We start from the raw sequence: 11,156 nt of genomic DNA on the forward strand, positions 1-11,156 counted from the left end.
TTCGCGGTGTTCAGAGCGACTTGAGCCAGGCGGCGTGCGGGAGGATCAACGCACCTCCACCTGGGTTCTTGCTGTCACGGACGGCGAACGAGCCATTAGCAAGCCTGGCAACCTCGACGCAGTTGCCGCCGCCCGAGCCACCGCCGCCCGAGAAGCTGCTTGTGCGCCATTCAACGCTGGCCAGGAGCTGGTTCTCGGTCATCTCTCGCCCTCCTCGCAGGTCACGTGTAGCTGTTCGCGGCCTCCTCGATCAGGCGGACCGAATCGGCCTCGGGGAGCGCACGCTCAGTGATGGCCCCCCAACTGATAGTACGTTCTCGCACCTTTTCCGGGTCCTCCATGTAGGCGCCGCCGCCGGGGCCTTCGGCGTAACCGAAGTCCGGGACCGGGTCGGGCAACGTCAGGATCGAGAACGGTCCTTCGAGGGCCGGACCCGCGCCGGTCGACTTGGGCAGGACCTGGACCGTGATGTGGTCGGTGCCCGCCTCGTCGATCAGGCGCCGGAGTTGGTTGCGCATGACGGTAGGTGACCCGATCTGCCGCTCGAGGATCGACTCCTCCAAGACAACGTGGTAGCGAAGCGGGTTTGCTCTGGTGATGACTTGTTGGCGGGTCATTCGAGCCATGGCCCGGCGTTCGACCACATCGGGGGTGAGTTCCGGATTGATGCCCTTGATCACCGCGCGGGCGAAGTCGATCGTCTGCAGCAGGCCGGGGACGAGCATCGTCTCGAACTGGCGCAACGCCACCAACGCGGCTTCCACGCTGAGGAAGCCGTGGAAGTCGTCGGGGTGGTCCTTGCGGATCGCTCGCCAGTAGCCGCGTTCGTGCGCGTTGAGGGCCAGGTCGACCAGCCAGGCTCGCGTGTCCGGGTCGGTGACCCGGTACAGGTCGAGCAACACGACGACGTCACGGCTCTGCACACCCTGCTCGCGGTTCTCGATCCGGCTGAGCTTCGCGCTCGACCACTTTCCCGCTCTCGCGGCGAGCAACTGCTCGACAGCCTTGTCGATGGTCAGGCCCGCTTCCTCGCGCATCCGTCGCAACGCCTCGGTCAGCTGCCACCTCCGCACAGTCGCGCTGGCCACGTCGGTGTTGTCTTGGCTCATCACTGCCTCTCATCAGAACGCCCGTGAGCGCTCGTCGCTCAACTGGGTGTCATTGTGAACCTTCTGTTGAATGAGCGGTATTTCGTCGGCACTATGGCCCTTGCCCAAGACGATCGATGGGCAACACCCTACTGGAGGCCTGATGCTATCCGCTGGCGACAACCCGCGCACACCCGAGAGTAAGCGCTCTTCGGCGATCAATAAGCTCTGCGACGCGTTCGTCGTCGATCCGTCGGGGCGGGCTCCGATCCTGGGGCCGGAGGAGTTCCAGAAGGATCTGCAGGACATGGTCAACGACGAGGCGCCGCGGATCTTCGCCGTCGTGCAGGAGTACGGCGACCGCGTCGACGGCCAGATCGCCGCGTGGGGCATGGCCTTCGACGACGGCGTCGACGTCTTCTCGTTGGACCAGGGCACGCGCATCCACGTCCGCAACGCGGAGAACGCCGTCCACTTCTTCAACTTCGGCACGTGGATCCGCGCGCATCTGATCTGGGTCAAGCCGCAGCACTGAGGCCGTCCGTTTACTGGGCTTTCACCACCAGGGAGGCAGGCTTCGCACTGATGAGCCAGCACCCTGAGCAAGATCCGACCCCTGAGCCTGACCGGCTCGGTCCGCGCCCGCTGCGCAGGCCGGCGGTCGACCCTGCTCAGGCCTCCGTGTTCGGCAGGCCCGCGGGCGTGGACAGCGCGTTCGCCGCCCGCAACGGCAGCCACCCGGACCCGGCGCTGCGGACGGCTCCGCCGCCCGCGGCCGCACTGGCCGAGGCGTTCAGCCGATCGCCGCAGGAGTCCGACGTCCTGCTGCAACGCCCGCCAGGTGAGGCGGACGGCGAGCAGGCCGAGGATTCCCCGTTGTGGACCGCGAAGGAGCCGGACCCATGGCGTGACCCGGGTGCGGGCGCCATGATCGGCCCACCGGCGCTCGACAAGCCGGAACCGGAAGCCAAGGTGAGCGCGGCCCCGGCGTCCGGGCGGCTGCTCAGCGTGCCCGAGCTGCTGTTCGGACGCCGCGTGAAGACCAGCGCGTTGATCATCCTGGCCGTGGTCGTGCTGGTGATCGGCGGCGCGGGTGGCGTGGTCGGCTGGTTCATCGCGCGGACAGGGGACTCGCTGACCAGCGACGTCACCCTGGCCGAGGTGCAGCCGAACATCGAACGGCCGCCGGGCTCGATCTCGGACGTCGCCAAGCGGGTGGCACCCGCGGTGGTGACGATCGAGGCGCTCACGGGCCAAAGCGGGTCCACGGGCTCAGGGGCCGTCATCGACGGGCAGGGCTACATCGTCACCAACAACCACGTCATCAGGGACGCCGCGAACGACCAGTCCTCGAAGCTGAACGTCGTGTTCTCGGATGGCAGCAGGGCCGCGGCGAAGCTGGTCGGCCGTGACCCGAAGACCGACCTCGCGGTGCTCAAGGTCCAGGTCAACAACCCCACTGTGCTCCAGTTCGGCAACTCCGAGACAGTGGCGGTCGGTGACTCGGTGATCGCGGTCGGCTCGCCGCTCGGGCTGTCCCAGACGTTCACTCAAGGCATCGTCAGCGCGGTACACCGGCCCCGGCTGTTGAACGGCGAAGGTGGAGACCCGCCGTCGGCCTACGACGCGATCCAGACCGACGCTTCCATCAACCACGGGAACTCCGGTGGTCCGCTCGTCGACGCGGCCGGTGCCATCGTGGGCATCAACACGTCGATCGTCGCCGCGGACGAGGGTTCCGGGTCGATCGGTCTGGGGTTCGCGATCCCCAGCAACGCCGCGCGGAAGATCATCCAGTCCCTCATCCGCGACGGGCAGGTCAAGCACCCGGAGATCGGCGTCAACGCCGTGACCAACGTGAGCGCCGAGTTCTCGCAGGGTGCCCGCGTGGCCAACGTCGTCGAGAACAGCGCGGCCCAGAAAGCCGGGATCCGCGAAGGCGACATCATCACCAAGATCGGCGACCGCATCGTCAGGAACTCGCCCGAGCTGACCGTGGCGGTACGGACACATGAAATCGGCGCGAAGGTTCCGGTCGTACTCGTGCGGGACGGCAGAGAACTGACTGTCGACGTTGTTTTGCAGTCCGACTGAGTCGGTAAGCTGAAGACGCTGACTTGGTGGAGGTTGCGGCATGTTCGAGAGCGTCGGGTGGCTGGAGATCCTCGTCCTGCTGCTGGCTGGGCTGTTCATCCTGGGGCCGGAACGCCTGCCGTCGGCGGCCGCGTGGATCGGCAAGAGCATCCGCAAGGTCCGCGAGTTCGCGACCGGTGCCCGTGACCAGCTGCGCAACGAGATGGGCCCGGAGTTCGACGAACTGCGCAAACCGCTGGAGAACCTCCGCGAACTGCGCAGCTTCGACCCGAAGCGCATGGTGACCCAGCACCTGTTCAACGACGAACCGGCCAACGGCAACAAGCCCAACGGCTACACGCCACCGCCTCCTGCCGCCGCCCCGCCGTCGAGTCAGACCCCGCCGCCGCTCAACCCCGGCGAGAAGCCGCCTTTCGACCCGGACGCCACCTAATCCCCACTCTGCTGTGCAACCAATGTGGCCTTCGGTGCGTCAGATGCAACCAATGTGGCCTTCGTTGCACACACACTCAGCGTAGGGCATCGCCACCTCAAGACCCCACTTTCGTCGCGGCAACGGCCGCGAAGCGTCCCGCCGTGTGCACGACGCCCCTTGGCAGGCGATCCGGCCAAGGGGCGTCGACGACGGCAGAATCCGGTCAGCGGCCAGCCGGTGAGACCGAAAGCATCCGGCCTGCCAGGCCACGAGCCCGGACGGTCAGCCTCTTCGCGACGTCCTTCAGCACCACCGAAGCCGGGGCTTCCGGGTCCAGCGTGACCAGCGGCGTGCCCGCGTCACCGCCTTCGCGCAACCTCGGGTCCAGCGGGACCTGGCCGAGCAGGGGCACCTCCGAGCCGACCGCGCGGCTGAGCGAGTCGGACACGGTCTGCCCGCCGCCCTCGCCGAAGATGTCCATCCGCGAGCCGTCCGGCATCTGCAGCCAGGACATGTTCTCGATCACGCCCGCGATGCGCTGGCGTGTCTGCAGGGCGATCGCGCCCGCGCGTTCGGCGACCTCGGCCGCTGCCTGCTGCGGCGTGGTCACCACGAGGATCTCGGCGTTCGGGATCAGCTGCGCGACCGAGATCGCGATGTCACCCGTGCCGGGCGGCAGGTCGAGCAGCAGGATGTCCAGGTCACCCCAGAACACGTCCGCGAGGAACTGCTGCAACGCGCGGTGCAGCATCGGCCCGCGCCACACCACCGGCGTGTTGCCCGGGGTGAACATGCCGATCGAGATCACCTTCACGCCGTTGGCCTGCGGCGGCATGATCATCTGCTCGACCTTGGTCGGCTTGCCGGTCGCACCCAGCATCCGCGGCACCGAGTGGCCGTAGATGTCCGCGTCGACCACGCCGACGGACAGGCCGCGCTCGGCCATCGCGACAGCGAGGTTCACGGTCACGCTCGACTTGCCGACGCCGCCCTTGCCCGACGCGACGCAGTACACGCGCGTGAGCGAGCCCGGTTCGGCGAAGGGGATCTTCGGTTCGTCGCCGCGCAGCGACTTGCGCATCGCCGTGCGCTGTTCGTCGTTCATGACGTCCAGCTCGACGCGTACTTCGCGCACACCCTCAAGCGCGGACACCGCGGTGGTCACGTCACGGGTGATCTTGTCGCGCAGCGGGCAACCGGCCACGGTCAGGTAAACGCCGACATCGACGAGGCCGTCCGGGTGCACCGTGACGTCCTTGACCATGCCGAGGTCCGTGATCGGGCGGTGGATCTCGGGGTCCTGCACGCCCGCGAGCGCCTTACGGACCGCTTCGACAGTGGGAATCACCCCCCAATGCTACGGCCAGTAGAACGAAACGCCTGGATCGCCCGTGTGAACCAGGGCACTGCGCTTGCAGTTGCGCGCATTCCGTAGCATCGAGTTGTGCCGGAGTTAGGTGCAACCCGGTTGCCCACCCGCAGCGAGATGGACGCTTGGCGTTCATTTCTGCGCGCGCACGCCAAGGTGACCAGGTGTCTCGAAGCCGAACTGCTCACTGAGCAGCGGCTTTCGCTCGGCGCCTACGACGTGCTGGCCGAGCTCGCCTCGGCGCCGGACCGAAGTCTGCGGATGGCCGAGCTGGCCGAGGCCGTCCTGCTGTCCCGGTCGGGTGTCACCCGACTGGTGGATCGGCTCGAGCGGGCAGGCCTTGTCGTCAGGGAGCGCGTCGACGGCGACGGCCGTGGTGTCGTGGCCCGGCTGACGCAGGCAGGCGCGAACAAGCTCGGAACAGCGTCACGGACGCACCTGGCTGGTGTCGTCAAGCACTTCGTCGAACTGCTTGACGAACAGGAGCTGCAGACCCTGAGGGTGTTGACGCGGCGGGTAGCCGACGCTCAACCCTGACGGCCCAACCCCGACGGATCAGCCCTGCTGGTCGTGCCAGGCCGGGTTGTCCTTGATGGTGTCGGCGGACGCCTTGCGCCGGGGTTTGGTGTTGACGTTGAGGTCCTGGCGGAGCCGGTCCAGTTCACCGCGCAGGTAGTCACGCGTCGCGACCTCGCCGACCGCCAGTCGCAACGCGGCCAGCTCACGTGCCAGGTATTCGGTGTCCGCTTTGGTCTGCGCGGCTCGTTTGCGGTCCTCTTCCAGCGAGATCCGGTCCCGGTCGTCCTGCCGGTTCTGCGCGAGCAGGATCAACGGCGCCGCGTACGCCGCCTGCGTCGAGAAGGCCAGGTTGAGCAGGATGAACGGGTACGGGTCCCATCGCAGCGACGCGGCCGCGAGGTTCAACGCGATCCACACGATCACGATCAGCGTCTGCCAGAACAGGAACTTGCCGGTGCCGAGGAACCGCGCCAGCCGTTCGGAGAACCGGCCGAACGCCTCGGGGTCGATCTCGAACCGGAGGAACCGGCGCGGCCTGCCGGGCTGGTCGAGCCTGCGGCGGGTCAGCAGTTCAGGCATCGGTGGTGGCCTCCCACAACCCGTTCTCCCGCCAGCCTTCCGGCAGCAGGTGGTCCAGCACGTCGTCAACGGTGACCGCGCCGAGCAGGTGCTCGGTCTCGTCCACGACCGGCGCGCAGACCAGGTTGTACGCGGCGAAGTACCTGGTCACCTCGCCCAGCGACGCGGTCGGCGGCAGCTTGGCCAGTTCGGTGTCCAGCACGCCCGCGACCAGATCGGACGGCGGTTCACGCAGCAGGCGCTGGATGTGCACGCAGCCGAGGTACCGGCCGGTCGGCGTGGCCGACGGCGGCCGGGTCACGAACACCAGGCTGGCCAGCGCGGGCGTCAGGTCGGGGTTGCGCACGCGCGCCAGCGCTTCCGCGATCGTCGCGTCCGGTGTCAGCACGATCGGCTCCGGCGTCATCAGACCACCGGCCGACTCGGCCGAGTACTCGAGCAGGCGCTTGACCGGTTCGGACTCCTCCGGCTCCATCAGCTCGAGCAGCCTGTTCTTGTCCATTTCGGACAGCTCGGCGAGCAGGTCGGCGGCGTCGTCGGGGTCCATCGCCTCCAGGATGTCGGCGGCGCGTTCGTCGTCGAGGTGCGCGAGCAGGTCCTTCTGGTCCACGTCACCGAGTTCCTCGATCACGTCGGCGAGCCGTTCGTCGTCGAGCGCGTCCGCGACCTCGTAGCGCCGTTTGACCGGAAGGCTGCGCAGCACGGCGGCGACGTCGGCCGCGCGCATCCCTTCGAAGGTGGTGAGAAGTTGTTGTGCGCCTTGGGGTTGCGCCTCCAACTCGACGACACCGGGGCCGCGCACGTCCTCCCACTTGACGATCCGCACCGGGCCCCGCCTGCCGAACCGCCCGGTGCGTTCCCGCAGCGCGACCCGGCCGAGCACCCAGTCACGGGTGCGGGTCGGCTCCATGCCGATGTCGTCGACGACCGCGTTCGCCCCGCTGGCCTCGACGGTGACATGTGCGTCCAGCAGCTGGCCGACGACGAGGACCTCGTTGGGGCGCTGGTGGAAATGCCGCAGGTTCACCGAGCCGGTCGACAGCGTCACCGCGTTCGCCTCGATCGACGTGACCCGCAGCATCGGCACGAAGATGCGCCGCCGTGTCGCCAGTTCGACGACGACACCGAGGACCCTCGGTGGCAGCCGGTCCGCGCGCAGACCCGCGACGACGTCGCGGACGCGGCCGATGCGCTCGCCGTCCGGCCCGAACACGGCAAGACCGGCCAGCTGACCCGCGAAAACGCGGTTGGTGGCACCCACGCGATCAGGCTAGTCCGCACCCGGCAGGAACGCCGGGCGCCCCACGCGCGTCTAGGGGATATGTCACGTGCGCAGGACCCGGTCACCGTGTGATGCGTGCTGGTCGAGGAGACCATCGGCCGCGGTGAGGGGCAACGGTGGGGACTGTACGAGGTCGGCGAGTACGACACGCGAGACGACGCGGTCGAAGCGACGGAGCGGTTGGCAGTGGAGTACCAGCCGCAGCACCCGGCGTTCGAGAAGCAACGCAAGATCTACGAGACCGGCGACGGCTCGTGGGCCGTCTGGCTGCGGGGTGCCACGACGGAGTTCCACTTCCGCCTCACGGTTGCCAAGCGCGTTACCGGACAACGAAAGCCCGATGACGAACAGGAATAGGCGACTGGAAACGCGGCGAAGGTCACAGGGCAATCACCGGAAAAAACCGAGTAATCACCCGGCGTGTCAGGTTGCTATGACCACGACCACAAATAGCTTGATCGATTTGTAATCTCGGGGGAGCAACGGGCAACCCTGGTCGTCATGACCAAACGCATCCGGATCTTCCGCCGCCGTGCGGCCGACGATCTGCTGGAACGCAGCATGCGGACGTGCCCGGGCTGCCAGCGTGACGTGCACGTGTTCGCCGCGGGGTGCCGCCACTGCGGCCACGAGCTGGAAATCGCGAGCTGAGAGCCGCTTCACACTGCGGGAACCCGGGGAAGCGCGATACTGGCCGGTAACTGCCATCGACGCCAACGGGAGCGAAACCATGGCTCGCCTTGCCCAGACAGCCGGACTGACCGACATCCAGAGCGAGATCCTGGCGACGGTCCGGGGCTTCGTGGACAAGGAAGTCATCCCGCACGCCCAAGCCCTCGAGCACGGTGACGAGTACCCGGCCGACATCGTCGAGGGCATGAAGGAAATGGGCCTCTTCGGCCTGACCATCCCGGAGGAGTACGGCGGCCTCGGCGAGTCCCTGCTGACGTACGCGCTCGTGGTCGAGGAGATCGCCCGCGGCTGGATGAGCGTCTCCGGCGTGATCAACACCCACTTCATCGTCGCGCACATGATCAAGCAGCACGGCACGGACGAGCAGAAGCAGCACTTCCTGCCGCGGATGGCGACCGGTGAGGTGCGCGGCGCGTTCTCCATGTCGGAGCCGGACCTCGGCTCGGACGTCGCGGCGATCAAGACCAAGGCCAAGCGCGACGGCGACGACTACGTGATCGACGGCCAGAAGATGTGGCTGACCAACGGTGGAACGTCCACTTTGATCGCCCTGCTGGCCAAGACCGACGAGGGCGCACCGAAAGCCCACCAGAACCTGACCGCGTTCCTGGTCGAGAAGCCCGCGGGCTTCGGCGAGGTCGCGCCCGGCCTGACGATCCCTGGGAAGATCGACAAAATGGGCTACAAGGGCGTGGACACAACGGAAGCGGTGTTCGACGGCTACCGCCTGCCCGCCGCGCGCGTGCTCGGTGAGGCACCGGGCAGGGGCTTCGCGCAGATGATGGACGGCGTCGAAGTCGGCCGCGTGAACGTGGCGGCGAGGGCGTGCGGGATCGCCATCCGCGCCTTCGAGCTGGCGATCGAGTACGCCCAGCAGCGCAAGACGTTCGGCAAGGCGATCGCCGAACACCAGGCGATCGCGTTCAAGCTGGCCGAGATGGCGACGAAGGTCGAAGCCGCGCACCTGATGATGGTGAACGCGGCACGGCTGAAGGACTCCGGCGCCCGCAACGACGTGGAAGCGGGAATGGCCAAGCTGATCGCGTCCGAGTACTGCGCCGAGGTCACCCAGGAATCGTTCCGGATCCACGGCGGTTACGGCTACTCGAAGGAGTACGAGATCGAGCGCCTGATGCGCGAGGCTCCGTTCCTGCTGATCGGTGAGGGCACCAGCGAGATCCAGAAGACCATCATCAGCCGAGGACTGCTGAGGGAGTACAAGTCCCGGGGCTGAAACCGGTTGTGCGGTGGGTCCTGGGCTCTTCAGTACTCGTCCCGCAACCGAACCCGGTTCCAAGTGGGCTCCTGCGGCCAACCGTCCGGAGAGTCCTCCCAGACCTCCTTGCGGCCATATGGAGTGAGGTCGAGCAGGTTGTGGTCCGTGCGCAACCGGTCGACGCCGCGACCGTCCGTGTAGTAGGTGCGGAACACCTCGTCGCCGTCCCGCAGCAGCACACTCAGCCCGAACCCGCCGCCGAGCCCCAAGTCGTCGTAGAAAGCGTTGCCGTAGGCCGAGTACCACGGCAACCGCCAGCCGAACCGGGTCCGCACACCAGCGATCTGCTGGTGCGGCGCGGGAGACATCAGAACCAGCCGGGTGTCGCGGGCGTTGAGGTGCGTCTGGTCCTGTGCGAGGTTGTCGGTGAACGAGCCGCAACCGTCGCAGATGTGGTCGCTGCCCGGCTGCAGCATGAAGTGGTAGACGACCAGCTGCTGCTCGCCGTCGAACAGGTCGATCAGGTTTCCCGGTGCGCCGTCGTGGCTGGTGAACACGTAGTCGGGCGAGAGGCGCACCATCGGCAGCCTGCGTCGCTGCGCGGCCAGTGCGTCCAGCGCCCTGGTGTGCTCCTTCTCCTTGGCCAGCAAGGCTTCCCTGGCCTTCTGCCACTCCGCTGCCGTGACCACGGGTGGACGGTTCATCGTCGACTCCAGTTCCTTGAGGGAACCCTCACTCTATAAGTTCCTTCAGGGAACCTGCAAGAGGTAGGCTCGATCCCATGCAGCGGACCCAGTTCGGTGAGATGGCCTGTTCGATCGCCCGCACCCTCGACGTCATCGGCGAGCCGTGGTCGCCGCTCATCCTCCGCGACGTCTACGTCGGCTTCAGCCGCTTCGACCAGATCCAGCAGGACCTCGGGATCTCCCGCAAGGTGCTCACCGAACGCCTCAAGTGGCTCGTCGCCAACGACGTGCTCGACCGGCGCCCGTACTCCGGCGGCCGGTTCGAGTACGTGCTCACCGACAAGGGGCTGGAGTTGGTCGAACTGCTGATGGTGATGGTCAAGTGGGGTGACCGGTGGACCGCCGGCACGGCCGGCCCTCCTGTGCTCTACCGGCACCACGCGTGCGGTGAGATCAGTCATGTCGAGCTGTCCTGCTCCGTCTGCCACAAGCCCATGACCCCGGCTGACATCGACGTTCTGCCGGGCCCCGCGACGGCCGGGTTCGCGTCCTGATGTCCGGCTTGGCAGGATGGAAGCACTGCTGTGCGGCGTGGAAGAGGTGAATGTCGTGGCCGGTGGTTTCTCTGGGCAAGGGCGGCCCAATCCGGGGTTGCCCCGGTTGCCGACGCCGCCATCGGGCTGGCCGATCGGCTCCTACGACACCTACGAGGGCGCTCAACGCGCGGTCGAGCACCTGGCCGGTCAGGACTTCCCCGTCACCGAGGTGACCATCGTCGGGGTCGACCTGATGCTGGTCGAGCGCATCGTCGGCCGGTTGACGTGGGGAAAGGTGCTCGGCACCGGCGCGCTGTCCGGTGCGTGGTTCGGCCTGTTCGTCGGCATCCTGCTCGCGTACTTCTCCAACCAGGGCGTGTCACTCGTTCCGGTTCTTGTCGGGGTCGCCGCGGGCGTGCTGTTCGGCCTGACCTTCGCGGCCGTCAGCTACATGTCGACACGGGGGCGGCGTGACTTCGCGTCGGCGAGCCAGTTGGTGGCGGGCCGCTACGACGTGCTCTGCCAGCCGAGGAACGCCGAACGCGGCCGGGACCTGCTGGCGAAGCTGTCAATGCGCCCATCGGGTGGTACCCCGTAGAAGCTTCACGCAATCGTTTCTGCAGACACTCCTCCAATCGCTTGCGAGGGGTGATCAAGCCGCCTAAGTTCAGTGGGCCCG

15 protein-coding genes are annotated in these 11,156 nt (G+C 67.4%); 9 read left to right on the plus strand and 6 right to left on the minus strand.

The window, feature by feature from the left end:
* Nucleotides 1-10 precede the first annotated feature (10 nt).
* Complete coding sequence (locus tag ALI144C_RS34485; RefSeq protein ID WP_076991369.1) at nt 11-202, minus strand: DUF397 domain-containing protein; 192 nt, start codon at nt 200-202, stop codon at nt 11-13.
* Between the two features lie 19 nt (nt 203-221).
* Nucleotides 222-1,109, minus strand: a complete 888-nt coding sequence (locus ALI144C_RS34490) for a helix-turn-helix domain-containing protein (RefSeq protein ID WP_076991370.1) — start codon at nt 1,107-1,109, stop codon at nt 222-224.
* A gap of 142 nt (nt 1,110-1,251) precedes the next feature.
* Between ALI144C_RS34490 and ALI144C_RS34495 the strand changes: the two genes are divergently transcribed.
* The 3 genes from ALI144C_RS34495 to tatB are packed head-to-tail and all read left to right on the plus strand — an operon-like array spanning nt 1,252 to nt 3,615.
* Nucleotides 1,252-1,623, plus strand: a complete 372-nt coding sequence (locus tag ALI144C_RS34495) for a hypothetical protein (protein ID WP_237774459.1) — start codon at nt 1,252-1,254, stop codon at nt 1,621-1,623.
* A gap of 50 nt (nt 1,624-1,673) precedes the next feature.
* On the plus strand, nt 1,674-3,182 hold the full coding sequence (locus ALI144C_RS34500) for a S1C family serine protease (protein ID WP_076991371.1): 1,509 nt from the start codon (nt 1,674-1,676) through the stop codon (nt 3,180-3,182).
* A 40-nt stretch (nt 3,183-3,222) separates the two neighbouring features.
* Complete coding sequence (gene tatB, locus ALI144C_RS34505) at nt 3,223-3,615, plus strand: Sec-independent protein translocase protein TatB (protein ID WP_076991372.1); 393 nt, start codon at nt 3,223-3,225, stop codon at nt 3,613-3,615.
* 205 nt (nt 3,616-3,820) lie between these two features.
* On the opposite strand, the gene ALI144C_RS34510 is transcribed toward tatB, so the two are convergent.
* Nucleotides 3,821-4,945, minus strand: coding sequence for an Mrp/NBP35 family ATP-binding protein (locus ALI144C_RS34510; protein WP_076991373.1), 1,125 nt, complete (start codon nt 4,943-4,945; stop codon nt 3,821-3,823).
* Between the two features lie 138 nt (nt 4,946-5,083).
* Between ALI144C_RS34510 and ALI144C_RS34515 the strand changes: the two genes are divergently transcribed.
* Nucleotides 5,084-5,503 carry a MarR family winged helix-turn-helix transcriptional regulator gene (locus ALI144C_RS34515; protein ID WP_076991558.1) on the plus strand — a complete coding sequence of 140 codons (420 nt, stop codon included), beginning with the start codon at nt 5,084-5,086 and terminating at the stop codon, nt 5,501-5,503.
* Nucleotides 5,504-5,521: 18 nt separating this feature from the next.
* Here ALI144C_RS34515 and ALI144C_RS34520 read toward each other — a convergent pair whose 3' ends face one another.
* Together ALI144C_RS34520 and ALI144C_RS34525 are read right to left on the minus strand one after the other, a co-directional pair.
* Nucleotides 5,522-6,064 carry a DUF1003 domain-containing protein gene (locus ALI144C_RS34520; protein ID WP_076991374.1) on the minus strand — a complete coding sequence of 181 codons (543 nt, stop codon included), beginning with the start codon at nt 6,062-6,064 and terminating at the stop codon, nt 5,522-5,524.
* Nucleotides 6,057-7,325, minus strand: a complete 1,269-nt coding sequence (locus ALI144C_RS34525) for a magnesium transporter MgtE N-terminal domain-containing protein (RefSeq protein WP_076991375.1) — start codon at nt 7,323-7,325, stop codon at nt 6,057-6,059. Before ALI144C_RS34525 ends, ALI144C_RS34520 begins: the two co-directional genes overlap by 8 nt.
* Before the next feature lie 96 nt (nt 7,326-7,421).
* Here ALI144C_RS34525 and ALI144C_RS34530 point away from each other — a divergent pair, with 96 nt between their 5' ends.
* The 3 genes from ALI144C_RS34530 to ALI144C_RS34535 all read left to right on the plus strand — a co-directional run bounded on the left by ALI144C_RS34530 (nt 7,422) and on the right by ALI144C_RS34535 (nt 9,273).
* Entirely contained in the window at nt 7,422-7,703 is a 282-nt protein-coding gene (locus ALI144C_RS34530) for a hypothetical protein (RefSeq protein WP_076991376.1), read from the plus strand.
* A 144-nt stretch (nt 7,704-7,847) separates the two neighbouring features.
* Nucleotides 7,848-7,997: a hypothetical protein gene (locus tag ALI144C_RS55865; protein ID WP_157232876.1), complete on the plus strand. Its 150-nt coding sequence runs from the start codon at nt 7,848-7,850 to the stop codon at nt 7,995-7,997.
* A 79-nt stretch (nt 7,998-8,076) separates the two neighbouring features.
* Nucleotides 8,077-9,273, plus strand: coding sequence for an acyl-CoA dehydrogenase family protein (locus ALI144C_RS34535; RefSeq protein ID WP_076991377.1), 1,197 nt, complete (start codon nt 8,077-8,079; stop codon nt 9,271-9,273).
* A gap of 29 nt (nt 9,274-9,302) precedes the next feature.
* On the opposite strand, the gene ALI144C_RS34540 is transcribed toward ALI144C_RS34535, so the two are convergent.
* Nucleotides 9,303-9,959: a DUF899 domain-containing protein gene (locus ALI144C_RS34540; protein WP_076991378.1), complete on the minus strand. Its 657-nt coding sequence runs from the start codon at nt 9,957-9,959 to the stop codon at nt 9,303-9,305.
* 77 nt (nt 9,960-10,036) lie between these two features.
* Between ALI144C_RS34540 and ALI144C_RS34545 the strand changes: the two genes are divergently transcribed.
* Together ALI144C_RS34545 and ALI144C_RS34550 are read left to right on the plus strand one after the other, a co-directional pair.
* Nucleotides 10,037-10,495, plus strand: a complete 459-nt coding sequence (locus ALI144C_RS34545; protein ID WP_076991379.1) for a winged helix-turn-helix transcriptional regulator — start codon at nt 10,037-10,039, stop codon at nt 10,493-10,495.
* A 16-nt stretch (nt 10,496-10,511) separates the two neighbouring features.
* Nucleotides 10,512-11,075, plus strand: a complete 564-nt coding sequence (locus tag ALI144C_RS34550; RefSeq protein WP_076991380.1) for a general stress protein — start codon at nt 10,512-10,514, stop codon at nt 11,073-11,075.
* The last annotated feature ends 81 nt before the right edge of the window (nt 11,076-11,156 follow it).

Origin of the sequence: Actinosynnema sp. ALI-1.44 (assembly GCF_001984155.1) — a bacterium.
In the GTDB taxonomy this organism is placed as follows: Bacteria; Actinomycetota; Actinomycetes; order Mycobacteriales; family Pseudonocardiaceae; genus Kibdelosporangium.

What these genes read in the sequence shown, in the direction of transcription:
- ALI144C_RS34545 (WP_076991379.1), top strand. Translation starts at nt 10,037, where the DNA reads ATGCAGCGGACCCAGTTCGGTGAGATGGCCTGTTCGATCGCCCGCACC.
- ALI144C_RS34540 (WP_076991378.1), bottom strand. Translation starts at nt 9,959, where the DNA reads ATGAACCGTCCACCCGTGGTCACGGCAGCGGAGTGGCAGAAGGCCAGG.
- ALI144C_RS34485 (WP_076991369.1), bottom strand. Translation starts at nt 202, where the DNA reads ATGACCGAGAACCAGCTCCTGGCCAGCGTTGAATGGCGCACAAGCAGC.
- ALI144C_RS55865 (WP_157232876.1), top strand. Translation starts at nt 7,848, where the DNA reads ATGACCAAACGCATCCGGATCTTCCGCCGCCGTGCGGCCGACGATCTG.
- ALI144C_RS34515 (WP_076991558.1), top strand. Translation starts at nt 5,084, where the DNA reads ATGGACGCTTGGCGTTCATTTCTGCGCGCGCACGCCAAGGTGACCAGG.
- ALI144C_RS34490 (WP_076991370.1), bottom strand. Translation starts at nt 1,109, where the DNA reads ATGAGCCAAGACAACACCGACGTGGCCAGCGCGACTGTGCGGAGGTGG.
- ALI144C_RS34535 (WP_076991377.1), top strand. Translation starts at nt 8,077, where the DNA reads ATGGCTCGCCTTGCCCAGACAGCCGGACTGACCGACATCCAGAGCGAG.
- ALI144C_RS34520 (WP_076991374.1), bottom strand. Translation starts at nt 6,064, where the DNA reads ATGCCTGAACTGCTGACCCGCCGCAGGCTCGACCAGCCCGGCAGGCCG.
- ALI144C_RS34550 (WP_076991380.1), top strand. Translation starts at nt 10,512, where the DNA reads ATGGAAGCACTGCTGTGCGGCGTGGAAGAGGTGAATGTCGTGGCCGGT.
- ALI144C_RS34495 (WP_237774459.1), top strand. Translation starts at nt 1,252, where the DNA reads ATGCTATCCGCTGGCGACAACCCGCGCACACCCGAGAGTAAGCGCTCT.
- ALI144C_RS34500 (WP_076991371.1), top strand. Translation starts at nt 1,674, where the DNA reads ATGAGCCAGCACCCTGAGCAAGATCCGACCCCTGAGCCTGACCGGCTC.
- tatB (WP_076991372.1), top strand. Translation starts at nt 3,223, where the DNA reads ATGTTCGAGAGCGTCGGGTGGCTGGAGATCCTCGTCCTGCTGCTGGCT.